18 protein-coding genes, 1 tRNA gene and 1 pseudogene are annotated in these 23,751 nt (G+C 60.6%); 17 read left to right on the plus strand and 3 right to left on the minus strand.

Features of this window, described 5'->3' with window-relative positions; all coding sequences use genetic code 11:
- Positions 1-57: 57 nt before the first annotated feature.
- Complete coding sequence (locus ACO07T_RS11280) at positions 58-963, minus strand: LysR family transcriptional regulator (protein ID WP_422049496.1); 906 nt, start codon at positions 961-963, stop codon at positions 58-60.
- A 165-nt stretch (positions 964-1,128) separates the two neighbouring features.
- Between ACO07T_RS11280 and xdhA the strand changes: the two genes are divergently transcribed.
- From xdhA to guaD, 4 genes are read left to right on the plus strand one after another with little or no spacing between them, the layout of a single operon-like run.
- On the plus strand, positions 1,129-2,592 hold the full coding sequence (gene xdhA, locus ACO07T_RS11285; RefSeq protein WP_422049497.1) for a xanthine dehydrogenase small subunit: 1,464 nt from the start codon (positions 1,129-1,131) through the stop codon (positions 2,590-2,592).
- Positions 2,593-2,602: 10 nt separating this feature from the next.
- Complete coding sequence (gene xdhB / locus ACO07T_RS11290) at positions 2,603-4,915, plus strand: xanthine dehydrogenase molybdopterin binding subunit (RefSeq protein ID WP_422049498.1); 2,313 nt, start codon at positions 2,603-2,605, stop codon at positions 4,913-4,915.
- Complete coding sequence (xdhC, locus tag ACO07T_RS11295; RefSeq protein ID WP_422049499.1) at positions 4,912-5,754, plus strand: xanthine dehydrogenase accessory protein XdhC; 843 nt, start codon at positions 4,912-4,914, stop codon at positions 5,752-5,754. The genes xdhB and xdhC overlap by 4 nt, the downstream gene beginning before the upstream one ends.
- Before the next feature lie 23 nt (positions 5,755-5,777).
- Positions 5,778-7,085 (plus strand): guanine deaminase, encoded by a 1,308-nt coding sequence (guaD, locus tag ACO07T_RS11300; RefSeq protein ID WP_422049500.1) that lies wholly within the window; start codon positions 5,778-5,780, stop codon positions 7,083-7,085.
- Here the strand turns inward: guaD and ACO07T_RS11305 are convergent.
- The gene (locus tag ACO07T_RS11305) at positions 7,067-7,450 is read right to left on the minus strand and encodes a DUF1801 domain-containing protein (protein WP_422049501.1); all 384 of its coding nucleotides are present in this window, start codon (positions 7,448-7,450) and stop codon (positions 7,067-7,069) included. The genes guaD and ACO07T_RS11305 overlap by 19 nt on opposite strands.
- Positions 7,451-7,452: 2 nt before the next feature.
- Positions 7,453-8,535: an alcohol dehydrogenase family protein gene (locus ACO07T_RS11310; RefSeq protein ID WP_422049502.1), complete on the minus strand. Its 1,083-nt coding sequence runs from the start codon at positions 8,533-8,535 to the stop codon at positions 7,453-7,455.
- 205 nt (positions 8,536-8,740) lie between these two features.
- Here ACO07T_RS11310 and ACO07T_RS11315 point away from each other — a divergent pair, with 205 nt between their 5' ends.
- The 13 genes and pseudogenes from ACO07T_RS11315 to speB all read left to right on the plus strand — a co-directional run bounded on the left by ACO07T_RS11315 (position 8,741) and on the right by speB (position 23,732).
- A complete protein-coding gene (locus ACO07T_RS11315; protein ID WP_422049503.1) occupies positions 8,741-11,035 on the plus strand; it encodes a bifunctional salicylyl-CoA 5-hydroxylase/oxidoreductase in 2,295 nt (764 codons plus the stop codon).
- The gene (locus tag ACO07T_RS11320; protein ID WP_422049504.1) at positions 11,032-11,790 is read left to right on the plus strand and encodes an SDR family NAD(P)-dependent oxidoreductase; all 759 of its coding nucleotides are present in this window, start codon (positions 11,032-11,034) and stop codon (positions 11,788-11,790) included. Before ACO07T_RS11315 ends, ACO07T_RS11320 begins: the two co-directional genes overlap by 4 nt.
- Positions 11,787-12,236: a MarR family winged helix-turn-helix transcriptional regulator gene (locus ACO07T_RS11325; RefSeq protein ID WP_422049505.1), complete on the plus strand. Its 450-nt coding sequence runs from the start codon at positions 11,787-11,789 to the stop codon at positions 12,234-12,236. The genes ACO07T_RS11320 and ACO07T_RS11325 overlap by 4 nt, the downstream gene beginning before the upstream one ends.
- A 3-nt stretch (positions 12,237-12,239) precedes the next feature.
- On the plus strand, positions 12,240-13,040 hold the full coding sequence (locus tag ACO07T_RS11330) for an enoyl-CoA hydratase family protein (protein WP_422049506.1): 801 nt from the start codon (positions 12,240-12,242) through the stop codon (positions 13,038-13,040).
- A 140-nt stretch (positions 13,041-13,180) separates the two neighbouring features.
- A complete protein-coding gene (locus tag ACO07T_RS11335) occupies positions 13,181-14,341 on the plus strand; it encodes an acyl-CoA dehydrogenase family protein (protein WP_422049507.1) in 1,161 nt (386 codons plus the stop codon).
- A gap of 2 nt (positions 14,342-14,343) precedes the next feature.
- Positions 14,344-15,960: an AMP-binding protein gene (locus ACO07T_RS11340; RefSeq protein ID WP_422049508.1), complete on the plus strand. Its 1,617-nt coding sequence runs from the start codon at positions 14,344-14,346 to the stop codon at positions 15,958-15,960.
- Positions 15,957-16,796: a tryptophan 2,3-dioxygenase gene (gene kynA / locus ACO07T_RS11345; protein WP_422049509.1), complete on the plus strand. Its 840-nt coding sequence runs from the start codon at positions 15,957-15,959 to the stop codon at positions 16,794-16,796. The genes ACO07T_RS11340 and kynA overlap by 4 nt, the downstream gene beginning before the upstream one ends.
- 2 nt (positions 16,797-16,798) lie before the next feature.
- Positions 16,799-17,992 (plus strand): kynureninase, encoded by a 1,194-nt coding sequence (kynU, locus tag ACO07T_RS11350; RefSeq protein WP_422049510.1) that lies wholly within the window; start codon positions 16,799-16,801, stop codon positions 17,990-17,992.
- 9 nt (positions 17,993-18,001) lie between these two features.
- On the plus strand, positions 18,002-18,403 hold the full coding sequence (locus ACO07T_RS11355) for a RidA family protein (protein WP_422049511.1): 402 nt from the start codon (positions 18,002-18,004) through the stop codon (positions 18,401-18,403).
- Positions 18,404-18,489: 86 nt separating this feature from the next.
- Positions 18,490-18,563 (plus strand) — tRNA-Gly (locus ACO07T_RS11360).
- A gap of 164 nt (positions 18,564-18,727) precedes the next feature.
- The gene (locus ACO07T_RS11365) at positions 18,728-20,521 is read left to right on the plus strand and encodes an ABC transporter transmembrane domain-containing protein (protein WP_422049512.1); all 1,794 of its coding nucleotides are present in this window, start codon (positions 18,728-18,730) and stop codon (positions 20,519-20,521) included.
- Positions 20,522-20,763: 242 nt separating this feature from the next.
- Positions 20,764-22,660, plus strand: a pseudogene (locus tag ACO07T_RS11370) (acyl-CoA synthetase).
- A gap of 112 nt (positions 22,661-22,772) precedes the next feature.
- Positions 22,773-23,732, plus strand: coding sequence for an agmatinase (gene speB, locus ACO07T_RS11375; RefSeq protein ID WP_422049513.1), 960 nt, complete (start codon positions 22,773-22,775; stop codon positions 23,730-23,732).
- Positions 23,733-23,751 lie beyond the last annotated feature (19 nt).

The following is a 23,751-nucleotide window of genomic DNA, read 5'->3' on the forward strand; positions in this document are numbered from 1 at the left end:
AGGTTGCCAGAGTCTTAAGAGGAAGAGTTCAAGCTCATTTTCCTGCTGGCGGAGGTTCTATAGCTGGGCGATGCGGTTGCGGCTTTCGGTGGCGATGTAATCGACAAACAGGCGCACTTTCGGGTCTTGCAGCTTGCGGTGCGGATAGAGGCAACCAAAGGATGCAGGTAGCGGCGGGGTGTTAGGCAGCACCTCAACCAGCGCGCCGCTGGCAAGATCGGCGGAAACGTCAAAACGCGGTTTGTTGGCAATCCCGGCCCCTTCAAGTGCCCATTGGGTGAGCACATCCCCGTCGTCCGCATCAAACCGACCTTTGGCCTCGATTTTCTGCGGGCCTGCGTCGGTTTGCAGGGTCCAGAAATATTCCGGTGACCGCGGGAAGCGCAGCAAGAGGCAGTTGTGATTTGCGAGCAGATCTTCGGGGGTTTGCGGGGTGCCGGCGCGGGCGAGATATTCCGGAGAGGCCACAAGCACGCGCTCACAATCGGCGATTTTGCGCAGTTTGAGATTGCTGTCTTTCAGCTCGCCCAGGACAAAGGCCACATCCAGACCGTCCTCAAACATATCCACCGTGCGATCAGACAGGCGCAGGCGCACGTCCACATGCGGGTGCTGTTCGGTGAAGGCAGGGATAAGCGGCGCAATGATGCGGCGACCCACGCCCAAGGGCGCGGTGACCCGGATGGTGCCACGCGGATTGTCGGAGAACCCGGCGACCACCGCTTCGGCTTCCTCCAAGGTGGTGATCACTTTGCGGGCGTGTTCATAAAACACCTTGCCGACCTCGGTGGGCGAGAGGTTGCGGGTGGTGCGGTTGAACAAACGCACGCCCAAACGGGTCTCAAGCTCCTTCACCCGGTTTGAAGCCACGGCCGGGGTCAGCCGCAGATCCCGCCCACCAGAGGTGATCGAGCCCAGCTCCACAACACGCACAAAGACTCTCAGGCTTTCAAGATACGGCATTTCTCGCTCCATATGTGGCTGAGGGACAGTTTACTGCCGGAATGGCGGGCGATTTTCAATAAATCATTGAAATAGATTTTCTAAAACCCTCGTTTCATTGAAGACGAAAGAGCAGATAGAGTAGCTTGTGGCCACCTAAGTGCCGACTCCCAGCAAGAGGTCAGGATGCAGCACCGCAGCGAAATACGCTTTTTACTCAACGGCCGTGAGGTCTCTCTTTCCGATGTGGGAGCGGACGACACGCTTCTGGATTTTTTGCGGATTGATCAACGCCTTACGGGCAGCAAAGAAGGCTGTGCGGAGGGCGATTGTGGCGCCTGCACCGTGATGGTCGGGCGGCTGACACCGCAGGGGCTGCATTATGAGACAGTGAATGCTTGCATTCGCTTTCTGGCGACTCTGGATGGCTGTCATGTGGTGACCATTGAATATCTCGGCGGCACCAACGGGCGTTTGTCGCCGGTTCAGCAGGCCATGGTAGAGCACCACGGCAGCCAATGTGGCTTCTGCACACCGGGGATTGTCATGTCGCTTTACGCGCTGTGGATGGCCCATGCGCACCCGACGGTGAAGCAGGTGGAAACCGCGCTGCAGGGTAATCTGTGCCGCTGCACCGGCTATGCGCCGATCATTCGCGCTGCGCAGGCGGTGACGGAATATGGCACGCTCTCCGCCGAACATCTGGCAACTGAGCGCGAGGCGGTGGCCGCAAAATTGGGCGCGTTGAAAGACGGGGCGCGGGTGGAAGTGGCCAAAGGCGAGAGCCGCGCGATCCTGCCTGCGGATGTGGATGATCTGGCCGCGGTTCTGGAAGCCGAGCCGGAGGCGACCATTGTGGCGGGCTCCACCGATGTGGGGCTTTGGGTGACCAAGTTTCTGAAACGCATTTCGCCTGCGGTTTTCATCGGCCAGCTTGACGGGCTGAAAGAAATTGCGGTCACCGAGGATGCGGTGACATTTGGCGCCGGGGTGACCTACACCGAGGCGCAGGATGTGATTGCGCAACATTATCCGCATCTGGTGGATTATTGGGATCGCATTGCCGGCTGGCAGGTGCGCAATATGGGCACGATTGGCGGCAATATCGCCAACGGCAGCCCGATTGGTGACACGCCGCCGGTGCTGATTGCGCTTGGCGCATCTATCACTCTGCGCAAGTGCGATGCACGGCGGGTGCTGCCATTGGAAGATTTCTTCATCGCCTATGGCAAACAGGACCGCGCCGCTGGTGAGTTTGTGGAGAGCATCACCATTCCGCGCCTGTCAGCAGAGAATGCTGGGGCGCATCATGCGGCCTATAAGATTTCCAAGCGACGCGAGGAGGATATCTCCTCTGTGGCGGTTGGGATGAATGTTGCCGTTGAAAATGGTATTATCACCCAAGCGGTGCTGGCCTTTGGCGGCATGGCGGCCACGCCCAAACGGGCAACGGCGGCAGAGGCGGCTTTGGTTGGCCAGCCCTGGAGCGAGGCCAGCCTTTTGGCGGCGGCAGCGAAACTGCCTGAGGATTTCCAACCGCTCAGCGATATGCGCGCAACGGCGGATTACCGGATGAAAGTGGCCCAGAACCTGTTCCGCCGGTTCTGGCTGGAACAGCAGGGCGAAGATGCCCGCCTAGCGAGCGCGTGAGGAGAGAATGATGAAACAGAATGTCTCTATCCGTGGTTCGGCGCACACCGACCTTATTCATGACAGTGCGATCAAACATGTCTCCGGCGGGGCGGATTACTGTGATGACATCGCCGAGCCGGTGGGCACGTTGCACGCCTATTTTGGCACGGCAAAAGTGGCCCATGCAAAGATCGTGTCGATGGATCTGAGCGCGGTGCGCGCGGCCCCCGGTGTGGTGGATGTGCTGACCGCTGAGGATGTGCCCGGCGTGAATGACGTGAGCCCCACGGGGCGGCATGACGAGCCGCTGTTTGCCACTGAAACCGTCGAGTTCTGGGGGCAGGTGCTTTTTGCCGTGGTGGCCGAAAGCCGCGACATTGCCCGCCGCGCAGTGGAGCTGGCGCAGATCGAGTATGCGCCGCTGGATCACGTGATTGAAGCGGATGAGGCGGTGGCCAAGGGCTATCCGCATGTGACCGATCCGATGACCTTGCAGCGCGGAGATGTCGCCGAAGGGCAGGCCAATGCGGCCCATCGCATCGCGGGGCAGATGCGTATTGGCGGGCAGGATCACATGTATCTGGAAGGGCACATTGCCTTTGCCATGCCGGGCGAAGATGACGATGTGATTGTGCATTCCTCCACCCAGCACCCCAGTGAGGCGCAGCATATGGTGGCCCATGTTCTGGGTGTGCCCAACAATGCGGTGGTGGTGAATGTGCGGCGCATGGGCGGCGGGTTTGGCGGCAAGGAAAGCCAGATGAACCAGTTTGCCGCCGTGGCCGCGCTGGCCGCAAAGAAGTGGAACCGTGCGGTAAAAATCCGCCCTGACCGTGATCAGGATATGGAGAGCACCGGCAAGCGCCATGATTTTGTCGTGGACTATGACGTGGCCTTTGATGACGCGGGCCGGATCGAGGCGGTGGACAATGTCTTTGCTGCGCGCTGTGGCTGGACCTCTGATCTGTCAGGACCGGTGACCGACCGCGCGCTGTTTCACGCCGACAACGCCTATTTCTATCCGCATGTGAAGCTGCAAAGCCGCCCGATGAAGACCAACACGGTCTCCAACACCGCGTTTCGCGGCTTTGGCGGGCCGCAGGGTGTTGTTGCTGCGGAACGGATGATCGAAGAGATTGCCTACAAGCTTGGCAAAGACCCGCTGGAGGTCCGCAAGGCGAATTTCTACGGCACCACGGATCGCAATGTGACGCCCTATCACCAGACGGTAGAAGACAATGTCATGCCGCGGCTGGTCGAGGAGCTGGAGCAGAGTTCGGACTATCAGGCGCGTCGCGCAGCGGTGCTGGCGCACAACGCCAAAGGTGGGATCATCCGCAAAGGGATCTCGCTGACGCCGGTGAAATTCGGGATCAGCTTTACCGCCACCTGGTACAATCAGGCCGGGGCGCTGGTGCATATCTACAATGACGGCTCGATCATGCTGAACCATGGCGGCACAGAGATGGGTCAAGGGCTGAACACCAAGATTGCGCAGGTGGTGGCCGAGGCGTTTCAGGTGGATATTGATCACATCAAGATCACCAAAACCACCACGGAGAAAGTGCCCAATACCTCCGCCACGGCGGCGAGTTCCGGCACCGATCTGAACGGTATGGCGGCGCTGAATGCTTGTGACCAGATCAAGGAACGGCTGATCCGTTGGGCCTGTGATCACTTTGGTGTGGATGCACTGCTCGTGAAGTTTGCGCCTAATGAGGTGCATGTGGGCGATCAGGTGTTCACCTTTGGCGAGTTCATCAAACAGGCCTATATGGCGCGGGTGCAGCTTTGGGCGGCGGGGTTCTACAAAACGCCGAAGATCCATTGGGACCGCGAAAAGGGGCAGGGGCGCCCGTTCTATTACTATGCATACGGTGCGGCGGTGGCCGAGGTTTCGGTGGATACGCTGACCGGCGAGTACACGGTGGATCGTGCCGACGTGCTGCATGATGTGGGCAAGTCTTTGAACCCTGTTCTAGACAAAGGGCAGGTTGAGGGCGCCTTTGTGCAGGGCATGGGCTGGCTTACCACCGAGGAGCTTTGGTGGGACCAGAAAGGCCAGCTGAAGACCCATGCGCCAAGCACCTATAAGATCCCGCTGGCGGGGGACATTCCGCGCGAGTTCAACGTCAATCTGGCGGATTGGTCCGAAAACCGCGAGCTGACCATCAAACGCTCCAAAGCAGTCGGCGAGCCGCCGTTTATGTTGCCGATCTGTGTGTTTGAAGCACTGGGCATGGCGGTGGCCTCAGTTGCGGATTACGCCGAATGCCCACGTCTGGATGCGCCGGCAACGCCGGAGCGTGTGCTGATGGCGGTGGAGCGGATGCGCGGATGAAAGCAGCAAACCTCATAGCGTTTCTGGACCGCGAACCCGCGGTGATGCGGGTGGAGATCACGCGCGTGCGGGGCAGTTCGCCCCGCGAAGAAGGCGCTGTGATGTTTGTCGCGCCCCACGCCATGACCGGCACCATTGGGGGCGGGCAGCTTGAGTATATGGCGCTGGATGAGGCGCGCAAACTGCTGCGCCTTGGCGCGGAGACCGGTCACATGGATGTGCCGCTGGGGCCGGAGATCGGCCAGTGCTGCGGCGGACGTGTGGAGCTGACACTGAACAAGATGGATACGGCAGCGCGTGCAGAGGCGGTGGCAGACGTTACGCGCTCTGAGGCGGCGCTGCCCCATGTCTATGTCTTTGGCGCGGGCCACGTGGGGCGTGCCTTGGCGGATCAGTTTCAGCATTTGCCCGTGCGTTGCGTGCTGGTGGACAGCCGCGCCGAGGAACTTGACATGGCAGGCGCTTGTGTTGAAAAGCGCCTGACCGCATTGCCGGAAGCCGAGGTGCGCAGCGCGCCTCACGGCAGTGCGTTCATTGTTCTGACGCATGATCACGCTTTGGATTTTCTGCTGACATCTGAAGCGCTTGCAAAAGGAAACGCATGTTGGGTGGGGATGATCGGATCCGCCACAAAACGTGCGAAATTTGAGAGTTTTGCCCGCACGCATTGTGAGGGGCAAAGCACGGAAACACTGAATTGCCCCATCGGGATGGTCCCGGGGGTGCGCGGTAGCCGCGACAAGCGGCCGTCCGTGATTGCAGCCCTTGTTGTGGCAGATGTGATCGCGGCATTGACCTCTGAACCTGCCGCAGAACCGGTTGCTTCACCCACCATGTGAGGCGGCCTTAGAGAGGTCAAAGAATGGTGCAAAAACTGTTGCGCGGACGCGTGTTGAACTTTGTGGCAGAGCCGCAGGGGCCCGAAGATGTGGCGAGCTTTCAATATCTTGAGGATGGCGCGATCCTGATTTCGGATGGCCGGATCATCGCCATGGGGGAGCACGCCGATGTGGTGGCCAAGGCGCAGGGTGCGGAGGTGGTGGATCACCGTCCGCATCTGCTGATGCCGGGGTTCATTGATATGCATCTGCATTTTCCGCAGGTGCAGGTGATTGCCAGCTGGGGCTCACAGCTGCTGGATTGGCTAAACAACTACACATTCCCCGCCGAGTTGGGCTTTGCGGATGCCAACCATGCCACGCGGATGGCGGCGGCGTTTTATGACCAGCTGACCGGTCATGGCACCACAACTGCGATGGCGTTTTGCTCGGTGCATGAAACCTCTGCTGAGGCTTTCTTTGCTGAGGCCGCGCGGCGCGACATGTGCGTGATCGGCGGCAAAACCATGATGGACCGCAATGCGCCAGAGGGCCTGATGGACAGCGCGCAGGAGGGCTATGACGCGACCAAGCGGCTGATCGCCAAATGGCATGGTCAGGGCCGTGCGCGCTATGCCATCACCCCACGGTTTGCGATCACCTCGACCCCCGAACAGCTGGAGATGTCTGGCGCGCTGGTGGCGGAGCATCCGCACTGTTTTGTGCAGACGCATCTGAGCGAAAACAAAGCTGAGATCGCCTTCACCAAGGAGCTTTATCCGGAGGCGCGGGACTATCTGGATGTCTATCAGCGGGCCGGTTTGGTGACCGATAAGCTGTTTTTGGGCCACGCCATCCATCTGGAGCCGCGCGAGATTGACGCGCTGGCAGAAACCGGGGCGCATCCGGTGTTTTGCCCGACCTCCAACCTGTTTCTCGGCTCCGGCCTGTTTGATCAGGGTGGGCTGAAAGCGCGGGGCATTCAGAGCGGGATCGCCACCGATATTGGCGCGGGCACGAGCTATTCGATGCTGCAGACGTTGAATGAGGGCTACAAGGTGTTGCAGCTTCAGGGGCAGGCGCTGCATCCTTATCAGGCGTTTCACTGGATCACGCGCGGCAATGCGCAGACGCTTGGCATGGCGGATGAGATTGGCACGCTGGAGTTGGGCAGCGCGGCGGATGTTGTGGTGCTTGATGCGCGTGCGACCTCTGCCATGGCGCTGCGGATGGAGGCTGCCGAAACGCTGGCTGAGGAGCTGTTTGTTCTGATGATGATGGGTGATGACCGCGCGGTGGCACAGACCTATGTGGCCGGTGCGGCGCAGAAAGCTCAGGTTTTGGCTGCGTGATAGGTGAAGGCCATGACGGCCATCTGATGCAGGGTATCTTCAGGCAAGCTTGACGCAAGCGGGAGATGCACGGCACGGGAGCCGTCATAGGTGAAGCGCGCGCCATACATGTGGCGCCAGCTTTCCACCAGAGTGGTCTGGCAATGCACCAGAAAAGCGCAATGGTCCGGGGCTTTCTCGGACCAGGACAAGCGCACGGGGGTGCCCAGTTTGCGGGGCGGGGCAAAGCTGGGCTGCCCCCATTTCAGGCTTTCGCTGAGCGGGATGTTTTTCGCCTTTGCCGCGTCCTGAAGCACCGCACGCACCGCAGTGAGCTGGGCGCGTGGAGCTTCGGGCAGCGCGGCGAAATAGGCGTCAACAGACATGCTCAGGGGGTGACCACGATATTGCCGGTGTGCTCTTTGGCGATGAAGGCAGATTGCGCGGCCTTAAGCTCTGAGAGCGGGTAGGTGGCGGCAAGCGCGGGCTTGATTTCGCCGGCCTCAATGTAACGGATCAAGTTGGGCATGACCTCCAGATCGATCACGGTGGAGCCGGTGAAGGTGAGGTCGCGCAAATACATAGTGCGCAGGTCCAAATCCACCATCGGCCCGGCAATCGCACCGGAGCAGGTGTAGCGCCCGCCGCGATCCAGAATGTCGATGAGCTTGGGCCAGTAGGGGCCACCCACTACGTCTGCGACCACGGTGATTTTCTCAGCGCCCAAAGCGGCGCGCAGGTTGTCTGGTGCGCGGGGCAGGATGCGGTCGGGGCCAAGTTCGGCCACATTGGCGTGTTTGGCTTCGCTGGCCATGGCGATCACCTGCGCGCCGCGCCGTTTGGCGAGTTGGATCAACGCGCCGCCGACGCCACCGGATGCGCCGGGCACGAGCACCGTGTCAGCGGCTGTGACCTGCGCGCGGGTCAACATGCCTTCGGCGGTGGAGTAGGAGCAGGAGAAAGTGGCAAGCTCGGCGTCTGAGAGGTCCGAGACCACTTTGAGCGCATTGCGTGCGGGCAGGACGCAGTATTCCGCAAAGCCGCCATCAATCTCGGATCCCACATAGCCGGTTTTGGTTTTGTCAGTGAGATCCTCCGGGTCGCGCACCCAGCAGTCGGTGATGATGCGCTCGCCAATGCGCGAAGCGGCGACACCATCGCCCACGGCCACCACTTCGCCGCAGATGTCTGCGCCTTGGATGCGGGGGAAGGCGAGCGGCTTGCCGCCCCAGCTTGGGTCTTCGCCGTCGGGCGTTTCCTCGGTGGCACCTGACGTCGCGCCGGTGACCGCCTTGGAATACCAGCCCGCGCGGGTGTTCACATCGGTGTTGTTCATGCCGCAGGCCCGCACGCGCACAAGCACTTCGCCAGCGCTAGGCTGTGGCACGGGCCAGTTGGTGCGCCATTCGTATTTGTCCATATCTCCGTGGCCGGTGAGGATCATGGCGGACATTGAGGCGGGCAGGGTCATGGCGTGTCCTTTGCGTTTTGGGACTTGGATCGAACCATGGGCGTGGGCGCGGTGCAATGGGTTTTCGACAGCGGGGGCTTGGAAATCCCGCGCAGGAGAAATCTTTAAGTTTGAAATTTCAAGCTTGAAGTAAATTCCGACTCACCCTAGCCTGATTGTGTGACGGGGCGTTTGGGCCTCGCGAAAGACGCATCAGGAGGGGTGTATGCGTATTGCGTGTTTGGGCGGCGGTCCCGCCGGGCTGTACTTTGCCATTTCCATGAAGCTGCGCGACCCGTCGCATGAGATCACGGTGTATGAGCGCAACCGCGCCAATGACACCTTTGGCTGGGGCGTGGTGCTGTCAGATGACGCGCTGGAGAACCTCTCCCAAAATGATCCCAAAAGCGCGCAGATGATCCGCGATCACTTTGCCTATTGGGACGACATTGCGGTGGTGCATGACGGGGTGCGGACGGTCTCTGGCGGGCATGGGTTTGCCGGGATTGGCCGGCGGCAGATGCTGATCCTGCTGCAGGATCGTGCAAGGGAGCTTGGGGTCGAACTGCGCTTTGAGGCGGAGTTTGACGATGTGGAGGCGATCCGCGCGGAGTATGATCTGGTGGTGGGCTGTGATGGGCTGAACAGCCGTGTGCGGGAGGCCTATGCCGATCACTTCAAGCCTGAGATAGATGTGCGGGCCTGCAAATTTGTTTGGTTGGGCACGCATCAGAAATTTGACGACGCCTTTACCTTCATTTTTGAGAAAACCGAGCACGGTTGGATCTGGGCGCATGTCTATCAGTTTGACGATGACACCGCGACCTTCATTGTGGAATGCGGGCAGGAGACCTGGGATAGCTTCGGGTTTGAAGACATGTCCAAAGAGGAGATCGTGGAGACCTGCCGCGTGGTCTTTGCCGATCACCTTGGTGGGCATGATCTGATGAGCAATGCGGCGCATTTGCGGGGTTCGGCGGTGTTCATGAACTTCCCGCGCGTGCTCTGTGAGACCTGGCATCATGAGAATGTGGTGCTGTTGGGCGATGCCTCAGCCACGGCCCATTTTTCTATTGGGTCTGGCACAAGGCTGGCCTTTGACAGTGCGATTGCGCTGGCGGAGTTTCTGCACAGCGAGCCAACCATGGCGGCGGCGTTTGAGCGGTATCAGGACGAGCGGCGGCTCGATGTGCTGCGGCTGCAATCGGCAGCGCGCAATTCGCTGGAGTGGTTTGAGGAGGTTGAGCGCTATCTTGATCTTGATCCGGTGCAGTTCAACTATGCGCTGTTGACGCGCAGCCAGCGGATCAGCCACGAAAACCTGCGTCTGCGCGATGCAGATTGGCTTGAGAGCGCGGAGGCTTGGTTTCAGGCGCAGGCAGGCGTTTCAAAAGATGCACCCGTGCGTCCCCCGATGTTTACGCCGTATAAATTGCGCGAGATGGATCTGCAAAACCGCATCGTGGTGTCGCCGATGGCGCAATATAAAGCGGTTGAGGGCTGTCCCACCGACTGGCACCTGATCCACTATGGCGAGCGCGCCAAAGGCGGGGCAGGGCTGGTGTTTACCGAGATGACCTGTGTGAGTGCTCAGGGGCGGATCACGCCGGGCTGTCCGGGGCTTTATGCGCCGGAGCATGAGGCGGCCTGGACGCGGCTGACGAATTTTGTGCATCAGGAGACGGATGCGAAGATCTGCTGCCAGATAGGCCATTCGGGGCGCAAAGGCTCCACCCAAGTGGGCTGGGAAGAGATGGATGCGCCTTTGGGGAGTGGCAATTGGGAGCTTATCTCTGCCTCAGCGATCCCATGGAGCGGACAGAATGCGGTGCCGCGCGAAGCCACGCGGGCAGATATGGACATGATCCGGGATCAGTTTGTGGCGGCGGCGCAGATGGCGGAGCGCGCTGGCTTTGACATGATCGAGCTGCACGCGGCGCATGGGTATTTGTTGTCGAGCTTCATCTCTCCGGTGAGCAATCAGCGCAAAGACGATTATGGCGGCATTCTGGAGAACCGGCTGCGTTATCCTCTGGAGGTGTTTGCGGCGATGCGGGCGGTCTGGCCTGCGGAAAAGCCGATGTCAGTGCGGATTTCGGCCAATGATTGGCTCGGTGAGGATGGTGTGACACCGCAGGAGGCGGTTGAGATTGCCAAAGCGTTCAAAGAGGCGGGGGCCGACATCATTGATGTGAGTGCGGGGCAGACCAGCACCGAGGCCAAACCGGTCTATGGGCGCATGTTCCAGACACCGTTTTCTGATCGCATCCGCAATGAGGCAGCAATCGCGACCATGGCTGTGGGCAATATCTATGAGGCCGATCACGCCAATTCGATACTGATGGCAGGGCGCGCTGATCTGGTGGCGGTTGGACGCCCGCATCTGGCTGATCCTTACTGGACGCTGCATGAGGCCGCGCGGATTGGCGATCGGCATGCGCGCTGGCCGCTGCCTTATGAGGCCGGGCGCGATCAGGCCTGGCGGTTGGCCGACCGAGACGCGGAGATGATCCGGGTATGAGTGTTGAGGGCAAACATGTGGTGGTCACGGGCGGCGGCACCGGCGTCGGCGCGGCGATTGCCGAAGCGATGGCGCACGCCGGTGCAAGGGTCACCGTTGTGGGCAGACGCGAAGGGCCGCTTCGCGAGGTCGCTGGCAAACACCGCTTCATTGGCTGGAAAGTGGCGGATGTGACCGACGCCGCCGCGCTGGGCACCGCACTGTCGGAGGCGCGCGCGTTGTCCGGACCCGTCGCGGTGGCCGTGGCCAATGCGGGCGCGGCAGACAGCGTGCCCTTTGCCAAGATGCAGCCTGATCAGATGCGGGACATGTTGGAGGTGAACCTGCTGGGTGTGATGAACATCTGGCAGGCGGCGCTGGGCGATATGCAGAGCGCGGGCTGGGGGCGGCTGATTGCGGTGGCCTCGACCGCGGGGCTGAAAGGCTACCCCTATGTGAGCGGCTATTGCGCGGCGAAACACGGGGTAGTGGGGCTGACCCGCGCGGCGGCGCTGGAGATGGCGGAGAGCGGGATCACCGTGAATGCGATTTGCCCCGGGTTTGTGGACACGCCGATGCTGGACCGCTCTGTGGCCAATATCATGGAGAAGACCGGGATGGATGCGGAGAAGGCGCGCGCGAGCCTTATGCGGGGCAATCCGCAGAGGCGGTTCATCGAGGTTGATGAGGTCGCAGGCGCGGCGCTGTGGCTCTGCAGTGAGACCGCGCGCTCGGTCAACGGGACGGCGATGAGCCTGTCGGGAGGCGAAATATGAGTGAGCTGAGCAAAGCGCGGCTGCGGTTGTGGCTAAAGCTTTTGAAGGCCTCGGGCATGATCGAGGATGAGGTGCGCCGCCGTCTGCGCCGGGAGTTTGACAGCACCCTGCCGCGCTTTGATGTGATGAGCGTCCTTGCGCGTTTCCCTGAAGGGAAAAAGATGAGTGAGATCAGCGATTTGCTGCGCGTTTCTAATGGCAATGTCACGGGGATTGTCGACAAGCTCTCAGACGAAGGTCTGGCGCAGCGGGTGGCGGTCCCTGGCGATCGGCGGGCCTCTAAAGTGAAGCTGACCGAGAAGGGCATCGCAGCCTTTGCCGAGCATGCGGACACCCATGAAGGCTGGATTGACGAGATGCTGGGCGGGCTTAACGCGGAAGATGTGGACGGCATGGCCACGCGGCTTGAGCGTCTGATTGAGACTTTGGAAGACAGGGAGATCTGAGCGATGCGCACAGATGTGGAGCATTTTCTTTGCACGGTTGTGGATGGCATTGCGACGGTGCAGCTGAACCGGCCGGAGCGGAAAAACCCGCTGACCTTTGACAGCTATGCCGAGCTGCGCGACTGGTTTCGCGATCTCGCCTATGATGATGAGGTGAAGGCGGTGGTCTTTGCTCCAAATGGCGGCAATTTCAGCTCCGGCGGCGATGTGCATGAGATCATCGGGCCGCTCACAGAGATGAACATGAAAGAGCTGCTGGCCTTCACCCGGATGACTGGGGATCTGGTCAAAGCGATGGTGAATTGCGGCAAGCCGATCATTGCGGCAGTGGATGGTGTGTGCGCCGGGGCCGGGGCGATCATTGCCATGGCGAGCGATCTGCGCATCGGTACGCCTGAGGCCAAGACCGCGTTTCTGTTCAACCGTGTCGGGCTTGCGGGCTGTGACATGGGCGCCTGTGCGATCCTGCCGCGGATCATCGGGCAGGGCCGCGCGGCGGAGCTGCTCTATATGGGCCGCGCCATGACCGCTGAGGAAGGCGAACGCTGGGGCTTTTTCAACCGTTTGGTGGCGGCAGAGGAGCTTTATGGCGCGGCGCAGTCTATGGCGCAGCGGATCGCGGCGGGGCCGGGTTTTGCCAATATGATGACCAAGACCATGCTGGCGCAAGAATGGGCCATGTCGATTGAGCAGGCGATTGAGGCGGAGGCGCAGGCGCAGGCGATCTGTATGCAGGGGCAGGATTTCCGGCGGGCCTATGAGGCTTTTGTGGCCAAGGAACGGCCTGTCTTTGTGGGGGATTGAGGCGCGCGCAGGCTTAAGTGGGGGCCAGCCCCCATACGCAGGTTTAAATGGGGGCCAGCCCCCATACGCAGGTTTAGATGGGGGCCAGCCCCCACACCCCCGGGATACTTGGGGCAAGAGGAAGCAAAGGAGGCTTTGACTTGGCGGATCAGACGTTTTTGGACTGGCCTTTCTTTGAGGAGGCACATCGCGCGCGGGCGCGTGAGGTGGAGGCCTGGGCGGCTGAGGTGCTTGGGGCTGTGGATCATGGCGATGTGGATCAGAGCTGTCGAGATCTTGTGGCGCGGATGGGGCAGGCGGGTTTGCTGAACGCCACGGCCTCGATGGATGGCGTGCTGGATGTGCGCAGCCTCTGCCTGAGCCGGGAAATTCTGGCGCGGCATGACGGTCTGGCGGATTTTGCCTTTGCCATGCAGGGGCTGGGGACCGGCGCGATTTCCCTGTTTGGCACCGAGGCGCAGAAAGCTGAGTGGCTGCCAAAGACACGCGCTGGAGAGGCGATTGCGGCCTTTGCGCTGACGGAGCCGCAGTCGGGATCTGACGTGGCGAACAGCACGATGACGGCAACGCGCGAGGGGGAATGGTTTGTTCTCAATGGCGAGAAGACATGGATTTCCAACGGCGGGATTGCCGATGTCTACACTGTGTTTGCCCGCACCGGTGAAGGGGAGGGTGCCAAGGGGCTGAGCGCCTTTGTGGTGCCGGCGGACACGCCGGGGCTGTCGGTGGTGGCGCGGCTTGAAACCATTGCGCCGCATCCGCTTGCGACCCTGCGTTTTGAGAATTGCCGCGTTCCGGCAGAGGCCTTGATTGGCGCGCCTGGGCAGGGGTTTCGCATTGCGATGTCGGTGCTGGATGTGTTCCGTTCCACCGTTGCCGCTGCAGCGCTGGGCTTTGCGCGGCGGGCGCTGGATGAGGCCTTGGCGCGGGTGCAGGCGCGCAAGGTGCAGGGCGCGCCGCTGAGTGACTTGCAGATGGTGCAGGGGCATATTGCGGATATGGCGTTGGACGTGGATGCCGCAGCTTTGCTGATCTACCGCGCGGCCTGGACCAAAGACAGCGGCGCCCCGCGGGTGACGCGAGAGGCCGCCATGGCCAAGCTCTTTGCCACCGATCAGGCGCAGCAGGTGATCGACAAGGCGGTGCAGCTTTTTGGCGGGGACGGGGTGAAATCCGGCGAGGTGGTCGAGCGGCTTTATCGCGAGATCCGCGCGCTCCGGATCTATGAAGGGGCCAGCGATGTGCAGCGCGTGGTGATCGCGCGTCAGACATTGGCGGCACATGCGGCAGGAGGTGTTTGAACATGTTGGGACCATCGGCACATCAGGACACATTCACGCGGGACAACCTGCCGGACGAAGCGCTTTGGTCGGAGCTTTTGCTGGCGGGATTTGACTATCCGGAACAGCTCAATGCGGGCTGGGAGCTGACCGATGGGATGGTGGCCAAGGGGTTTGGGGATCACACCGCGCTGATCGGGAACGGACGCCGGCGGACCTATAAGGAGCTGACCGATTGGACCAACCGGCTGGCCCATGTGCTGGTCGAAGATCTGGGGGTGAAACCCGGCAATCGGGTGCTCATTCGCTCGGCCAACAATCCGGCCATGGTGGCCTGTTGGCTGGCGGCGACCAAAGCGGGGACGGTCGTGGTCAACACCATGCCCATGCTGCGCGCGGTGGAGCTGAGCAAATATGTGCAGACCGCAGAGATCAGCCACGCGATTTGTGACACCCGCCTGATGGTAGAGATGGAGGCCTGTGCGGCGCAATGTGACGGGCTGAAGGTGACCGGCTTTGACGGCACCGCCAATCATGATGCGGAGCTGGACCGTCTGGCGCTGGAAAAACCTGTGATGTTTGAAACGGTTGCCACCAGCGCGGATGATGTGGCGCTGATCGGGTTTACCTCCGGCAGCACGGGGCAACCCAAAGGCACGATGCATTTTCACCGCGATCTGATGATCATTGCGGATGGCTATGCGCGGGAGGTGCTGGATGTTACGCCAAATGATGTGTTTGTCGGCTCCCCGCCGCTGGCTTTTACCTTCGGGCTGGGTGGTCTGGCGATTTTCCCACTGCGATTTGGGGCGGCGGCAACGCTTCTGGAGCAGGCCACGCCGCCCAATATGATTGAGATCATCGAGACCTTTAAGGCGACGGTGTGTTTCACCGCGCCGACGGCCTATCGCGCGATGTTGGCGGCCATGGAAGAAGGCGCGGATCTGTCGAGCCTGCGCGCCGCTGTGAGTGCGGGAGAGACCCTGCCTGCGCCGGTCTATGAGGCTTGGATGGAGAAGACCGGCAAGCCGATGCTGGATGGCATCGGGGCGACGGAGATGCTGCATATCTTCCTCTCCAATCGCTTTGACGATCATCGCCCGGCCTGCACCGGCAAGCCTGTGACCGGCTATGAAGCCAAGGTGATCGGGCCGGATGGCGCGACGCTGCCACGTGGCGAGGTTGGCCGGCTGGCGGTGCGTGGTCCAACCGGATGCCGCTATCTGCGCGGGGATCGTCAGGTGGACTATGTGCAGGACGGCTGGAACATCACCGGTGATGCGTTTTGGCAGGACGAGGATGGCTATTTCCATTTTGCCGCGCGCAACGACGATATGATCATCTCCTCGGGCTACAATATCGCCGGGCCAGAGGTGGAGGCCGCCTTGCTTGGCCATGAGGCCGTGGCGGAATGCGCGGTGATTGGGTTGGCCGATGAGGCGCGCGGCGAGATCGTGCAGGCGCATGTGGTGCTGGCGGAAGGTTTTGCCGGAGACGCGGCTTTGGCCGAGGCGCTGCAGACCCATGTGAAAGCGGCAATTGCGCCTTACAAATATCCGCGCTCTGTGGTGTTCACCACAGCGCTGCCCAAGACAGAAACCGGCAAAATTCAACGGTTCAGACTGAAAGAAAACACATGACACCAAAGGCTTACGATCCGGCAACGGATGGGGCGAAAATGGGATTTGCGGATGCGATGTCCTATGGGGACTATTTGCATCTGGACGGCATTCTGAGCCAGCAGCACCCCCAGAGCGATGCGCATGACGAGATGCTGTTCATCATTCAGCATCAGACCAGTGAGCTGTGGATGAAGCTTGCCTTGCATGAGCTGAGCGCTGCGCGGGAGGCGCTGCGGGCGCGGGATCTCTCGCCGATGTTCAAGATGCTAGCGCGGGTCAGCCGGATTTTTGAACAGCTCAATTCGGCCTGGGATGTGCTGCGCACCATGACACCGGCGGATTACACCACGTTTCGTGAGGCGCTGGGGCCGTCCTCCGGGTTTCAGAGCCATCAGTATCGGCTGATCGAATATGTGCTGGGCAACCGCAATCCGAATATGGTGAAACCCCATGCGCATGTGCCGGAGGCCAAAGCGGTGCTGGAGGCCGAGCTGGCGCAGCCGAGTTTTTATGACGAGGTGATCCGCTTTCTGTTTGAGGAACTGGACGGCGATGCCGCCAAGATGCCCGCGCCGCAACTGACCCAGCCGCATCAAGCCGAGGCAGAAGTGCAGGCGCGCTGGAAGATCGTTTATGAGGATGTGGACACCCATTGGCGGCTTTATGAGCTGGGCGAGAAACTGGTTGATCTGGAAGACTATTTTCGCCGATGGAGATTCAATCATGTTACGACCGTTGAGCGTGTGATTGGGTTCAAACGCGGCACGGGTGGCACCTCGGGCGTGCAGTATCTGCGCAGGATGCTGGATGTGGAGCTGTTCCCGGAACTTTGGCATCTGCGCGGAGACTTATGACGATGGGCGTTTCGCTTCCCAGAAAAGAGCTTTTTGATGTGCCTGAGGGCGTGATCTATTTGGATGGCAACTCGCTGGGCGTATTGCCCAAGGGAGCCGCCGAACGGGCGCAGAAAACCATCACCGAGGAGTGGGGCGCACAGCTCATTCGCGCATGGAACTCGGCGGGCTGGATGGCTTTACCCCAAGTGGTCGGGGATCAGATCGCCGGGCTGATCGGTGCGCCTGAAGGCTCTGTTGCCACCGGTGACACCCTGTCGATCAAAGTCTATCAGGCGTTGGCGGCATCACTGAAGATGCGGCCTGAGCGCAAGGTCATTTTGAGCGACAACGGCAATTTCCCCTCTGATCTTTATATGGCCGAAGGGCTGATCAAGACACTGGATCAGGGCTACACGCTGCGCACGCCTGCGCCGGACGAGGTTATGGACGCGATCACCGAAGAGGTGGCCGTGGTCATGCTGACGCAGGTTGATTACCGCTCTGGCCGGATGCATGACATGGCGGCGATCACCAAACGCGCGCATGAGGTTGGCGCGGTGATGATCTGGGATCTGGCGCATTCCGCCGGAGCCGTGCCGGTGGACATCGCGGCATCCGGTGCCGAGTTCGCGGTGGGCTGCAGCTATAAATACCTGAACGGCGGGCCGGGCGCGCCTGCGTTCATCTATGTGCGCCCTGATATTGTTGACAGCATTGCGCCTGCTCTGTCCGGCTGGCTGGGCCATGATGCGCCCTTTGCCATGGAGCTGAACTACCGCCCCGCGAACGCCACGGAGCGGATGCGGGTGGGCACACCGCCGATTTTGCAGCTTGCCGTGTTGCAGGAGGCGTTAAAGGCCTGGGAAGGCGTGGATATGGCGGATCTGCGCGCCGCGTCTGTGCGCCTGTCTGAGTTGTTCATCTCTGAGGTGGAAGCGCGCTGTCCGGAGCTGACATTGGCCAGTCCGCGGGAGGCGACGCTGCGCGGCTCGCAGGTGTCTTTTGCCTTTGAGCACGGCTATCCGGCGATGCAGGCGCTGATTGATCGTGGCGTGATCGGGGACTTCCGCGCGCCCAATATCATGCGGTTTGGCTTCACGCCGCTCTATCTGGATGAGGCAGACATCGTTGCCGCAGCTGAAGTGCTTGAAGATGTAATGTCTAACCATCTGTGGAAATATGAAAAATATCAAACGCGGTCGCGTGTGACCTGAGGGGGAAGGATGGCGTTAAAGGAGATACATCCGCAAGGCTGGGCCCCGGCGCTGGGCTATGCCAATGGCATGTTGGCAGAGGATGGGACGCTGCACATCGGCGGGCAGATTGGCTGGAACAGTCAGAAGGTCTTTGAATGTCACGATTTCATCGGCCAGATGACGCAGGTCTTGAGAAACATTCGCGCCGTTGTGGAGGCAGCGGGCGGTGCGCCAAGTGACATCGCGCGGCTCACCTGGTTTGTGAAAAGCAAGGCAGAGTATATGGCGCATCAGAAGGAGATCGGCGCGGCTTATCGCTCTGTGATGGGGCGCCATTTCCCGGCCATGTCACTGGTTGTGGTGGCGGATCTGCTGGAGGATGAGGCGCTGTTGGAGATCGAGGCCACGGCGCATATCGCGCAGGGCTGAGACAAAAAATCTGCGATAAATTTCGATTGGATGGGGGAAGTCTCTTGACCTCCCCAAATCGCTGAAATACATCAACCGGACCTCGGGCGGGTATGGTGAAATGGTATCATAAGAGCCTTCCAAGCTTAAGGTGCGGGTTCGATTCCCGCTACCCGCTCCAAGGTCAATCTCCCTCAGATGAAACACGCTCCAAACCACCCGCCGGTGGGCCGCTTTGCCCTGTTTCTTGGGGTGCTATTGTCGCGGTAGCGGTTTTGACCGCTTGACCCTTGGGCGCTCCTTGGTCACTAACGCTTAACACCTCAGCCAGAGTAAGGGCGACAGATGGCAAGACGGCCACAAGCCGCGGAAACTGACCAGGACCGCGCAAAAAGCAAGAACATTGGCGCGCTGCGCGGGTTGGGCCCGTTTTTGCGCCCCTATCGTGTGCTGGCGTTTCTGGCGCTCTGTGCGCTGTCGCTGACGGCCTCGGTCTCGCTGATGCTGCCGGTGGCGGTACGCCGCGTGGTGGACAATTTTGGCACCGAAAGCGATGCGCTTTTGGACAAGTATTTCCTCGCCGCGCTTGGTTTTGCGTCGCTGCTCGCTGTGGGCACGGCGCTGCGCTATCTACTGGTGACGCGCCTTGGCGAGCTGGTGGTGACCGACATCCGCAAGGCGGTGTTTGCCCGCGTGATCGGCATGAGCCCGGCGTTTTATGAGAACGTGATGACCGGCGAAGTGCTGAGCCGCATTACGACGGACACAACGGTTATTCAGTCGGTGATCGGCTCCTCGGTGTCCATCGCACTGCGCAATATGCTGTTGTTCCTCGGTGGTCTGGTGCTGATGCTTTACACCTCCACCAAGCTCACATTGATGGTGCTTTTGGTAGTGCCGATGGTGATTGTGCCGATCCTCGTTCTGGGGCGGCGCCTGCGCAAGCTGAGCCGCGAAAACCAGGACTGGATCGCGGAAAGCTCCGGCAATGCTTCTGAGGCGTTGCTGTCGGTGCAGACCGTGCAAGCCTTCACCCACGAAGCCCAATCGCGTGACGCTTTTGATCGGGTGACCAACCTGTCGCTGGCGGCGGCGATGCGGCGGATCAACACCCGTGCACTGCTGACCATGATCGTGATCTTTCTGATCTTCACCGGCGTTGTGATCGTGCTCTGGATGGGCGCGCGCGACGTGCGGGCCGGGGGCATGAGCGTCGGTGTGCTGGTGCAGTTTGTGATCTATTCCGTGATGGTGGCGGGCGCGGTGGGCGCGCTTTCCGAAATCTGGAGCGAGTTGCAGCGCGCGGCTGGGGCGACCGAACGTCTGGTGGAGCTGCTCTTTGCGCAGGATAGCGTGAATGACCCCGAACAGCCCAAAGCGCTGGCCGCGCCGGTGCGCGGGGAGATCGTGTTTGACAATGTGTCTTTCCAATATCCATCGCGGCCCAATGTCTCAGCCCTTGATGGGGTTGATCTGACCATTGCTCCGGGCGAGACGGTGGCGCTGGTTGGCCCGTCTGGTGCGGGTAAGACCACGATCATTCAAATGATCCAGCGGTTTTATGACCCCAAAGAGGGTCAGGTGACGCTTGACGGCATGCCGCTGGCTTACCTGCAACGGGATCAGTTCCGTCAGCACATGGCGCTGGTGCCGCAGGATCCGGTGATTTTTGCCAATAGCGCGCGGGAAAACATCCGCTTTGGCCGCCCTGATGCCACCGATGCAGAGGTGGAAGCCGCTGCCAAGGCGGCCGCGGCGCATGACTTCATAACAGCGCTGCCTGAGGGCTATGACAGCCAGCTTGGCGAGCGTGGCGTGATGATTTCCGGTGGTCAGAAACAGCGCATCGCCATTGCGCGTGCCATTCTGCGTGATGCGCCTGTGCTGCTGCTGGATGAGGCGACATCGGCGTTGGATGCAGAAAGCGAGCGTCTGGTGCAGGCGGCGGTGGATGAGCTGGCACAGAGCCGGACCACCATCATCGTGGCCCACCGTCTGGCAACCGTGAAGAAAGCTGATCGGATCATCGTGATGGAAGAGGGGCGCATTGTGGCGCAGGGACGCCATGATGATCTGGTGGCTGAAGGCGGTCTTTATGCTAAGCTGGCCAGACTACAGTTCACCGCCGGCGCGGCCTGAGCATTGCCAATCTCCAAGCGCCATTCGCTGTGCGTTTGGAGATCACCTTTTGGAGGGGGATGGCGTGGTCAGTGCCCTTTTAGGTTTACCTTGACGTAATGTTTTGAAGGTGGCTTACCTTACGTTCGGCTGGACTAGGTGTGGGGACAGAGTGTTTTTGTTAATGCTGAGAGGAAGGAAGCTTGCTTGTGTTGGGGCACGGCGGGCGTAACCCAAATATAAAGAGGGGGGAGAAGACAACTATGACCTTTGAGACGCTGGCGGACCTGAAGGCGATTGAACAGGAGTCTCCGTGGGAGGAGCGCGACCTGCCGGGCACCATCTTTGAGATGCTGACCCGGACCAAAGAGAAGTTTCCAAATCGTCCGGCTGTGAGCTACCAGATTTTCTCTGGTCCCAAAGACAAAGCGGAGACGCTGACCTGGGCAGAGCTGCACGCCAAGACGGCGCAGGCGGCCAACATGTTCCGCGATCTGGGCGTCGGTGAAAAGGACACTGTGGCCTACGTGCTGCCCAACTGTAACGAAACACTGATCACCTTGCTGGGCGGTATGGTTGCCGGGATCGCAAACCCGATCAACCCGCTGCTGGAGCCGGAGCAGATCTCTGCGATCTTGCGGGAAACGGACGCCAAGGTTGTGGTGACGCTCAAAGGCTTCCCAAAGACCGATGTGGCCCAGAAAGTGGCCGAGGCCGTGCGCCACGCGCCGCATGTGCACACTGTTCTGGAAATTGATCTGGTCAAATATCTGACCCCGCCAAAGTCCTGGATTGTGCCTCTGATCCGTCCGAAGGTGAGCGGCCCGCACCATGCGGACTTCAAGGACTTCAACAAGGAACTGGCGAAATACAACACCACGCTGGACTTTGAAGACAGCAAGGTGGACCGCGTGGGCGCTTATTTCCACACCGGCGGCACCACCGGCATGCCCAAAGTGGCACAGCACATGTATTCCGGCATGATCTACAACGGCTGGCTGGGCCATCGTCTGCTCTTTACCGAGAAAGACAGCATCATGTGCCCGCTGCCGCTGTTCCACGTGTTCGCGGTGCATGTGATCATGCAGGCCGCCATCAGCTCTGGCGCGCATGTGGTCTTCCCGACGCCGCAGGGCTATCGCGGGGAAGGGGTGTTTCGACAACTTCTGGAAGCTGATCGAACGCTGGAAGATTTCCTTCATCATCACAGTGCCGACCGCCGTTTCCGCGCTGATGCAGCGTCCGGTGGATGCGGATATCTCCTCAGTGAAAACCGCCTTCTCCGGCTCGGCACCCATGCCGATGGAGCTGTTCAAACGGTTTGAAAGCACCTGTGGTGTGGACATCGTGGAAGGCTATGGTCTGACCGAGGCGACCTGTCTGGTGTCCTGTAACCCACCGACAGGCAACAAAAAGGTGGGCTCTGTTGGTGTGCCGTTCCCCTACACGGATGTGCGCATCATTAAGAACACAGCAGAAGGGCCGGTGGATTGCGCCAGCGATGAGGTGGGGGAGATCTGTATCTCGAACCCGGGGGTCTTTGCGGGCAACACCTATACCGAGGCGGAAAAGAACGTCGATCTTTACCACCACGAAAAATATCTGCGCACGGGTGACTTGGGTCGGATTGACGAGGACGGCTATCTCTGGATCACCGGGCGCGCCAAGGATCTGATCATCCGTGGTGGTCACAACATCGATCCGGCAGAGATCGAAGAGGCGCTGCTGGCGCACCATGACGTGGCCTTTGCGGGTGCGATTGGTCAGCCTGATGCCCATGCCGGAGAGGTGCCTTGTGTCTATGTGGAGCTGATTGAGGGGGCGAGCGTGTCCAAAGAGGCGCTGATGGAACATGCCAAGGTGCATGTGCATGAGCGCGCCGCCCACCCGAAATATGTGGAGATCATGCCGGAGCTGCCCAAAACGGCGGTGGGCAAGATCTTCAAGCCGGACCTGCGCAAGGCGGCGATCACCCGCGTCTATGATGCTGCGCTGACCAAAGCGGGCGTGCCTGCGCATATCGACCACGTGATTGACGACAAAAAGCGCGGTCTGATCGCTCAGGTGAAGCGCACCGGAGACGCCTCTGATGAAGAGGTCAGCAAAGTGCTCGGTGATTTCATCAACGCCTGGGAATGGCTGGGCGAAGATGCGGCATAACGGCTGAGTTTCGTGAAAAATCAAAAGGGTGCGGCACGGGCTGCACCCTTTTTCTTTACGCCGCGGGCAAAAGCGGTCACGCTCCGGTGCAACTGGACAGAGGGAGCGGCAGATGGCGGGACACGGGTATGAGAGCGGGCGGCTGGATTTGCCGTTTGTGGGGATTTCGACCTTTGGCAAGCGGCCCTATGTCGCCGATTGGGACGCGCTGGAGGCGGATGTGGCCATCCTTGGTGCTCCGTTTGATTTTGGCACGCAATGGCGCAGCGGCGCGCGGTTTGGCCCGCGTGCGGTGCGGGAGGCCTCTACGCTGTTCAGCTTTGGCCACGCCGGGGCTTATGACCATGAAGACGACGAGACCTATCTGCCTGCCAGCGTGCGGATCGTGGATATGGGTGATGCGGACATCGTGCACACCGACACGCTCAAAAGCCATGCCAATATCGAAGCGGGTGTGCGCGCCGCGTTGAAAGCTGGGGCCTTGCCGGTGACCATCGGTGGGGATCACTCGATCAACATCCCCTGCATCAACGCCTTTGACGATCAGGGCGATATTCATGTGCTGCAGATTGATGCGCATCTGGATTTTGTCGACGAACGCCACGGGGTGCGGTTTGGCCACGGCAACCCGATGCGACGCGCGGCGGAGAAACCCTATGTGACCGGGCTGACCCAAGTGGGCATCCGCAACGTGAGCTCCACCGCCAAGGAGGGTTATGCCGATGCGCGGGCCATGGGCAGCTCGATCCTGAGCGTGCGTCAGGCGCGCAAGCTTGGGCCAGAGGGCACCATTGCGCAGATCCCTGAGGGCGCGCGTGTTTACGTGACGATTGATATCGATGCGTTTTGCCCCTCCATTGCGCCGGGCACAGGCACGCCGAGCCATGGCGGTTTTCTCTACTATGACGTGCTTGAGATGTTGCAGGTGCTGGCCAAACGCCATGAGGTGGTGGGCATCGATCTGGTGGAAGTGGCCCCGGATTATGACCAGAGCGGGTCGACCGCGATCTTGGCGGCGCAGGTGCTGTTGAACTTGTTGGGATTCGTGTTTGCAGCGCGCGATCAGGGTTGAATCGCAGTGGTCAAAGCGC

The sequence above is a fragment of the Shimia sp. genome (assembly GCF_965227725.1).
Lineage (GTDB): Bacteria > Pseudomonadota > Alphaproteobacteria > Rhodobacterales > Rhodobacteraceae > Shimia.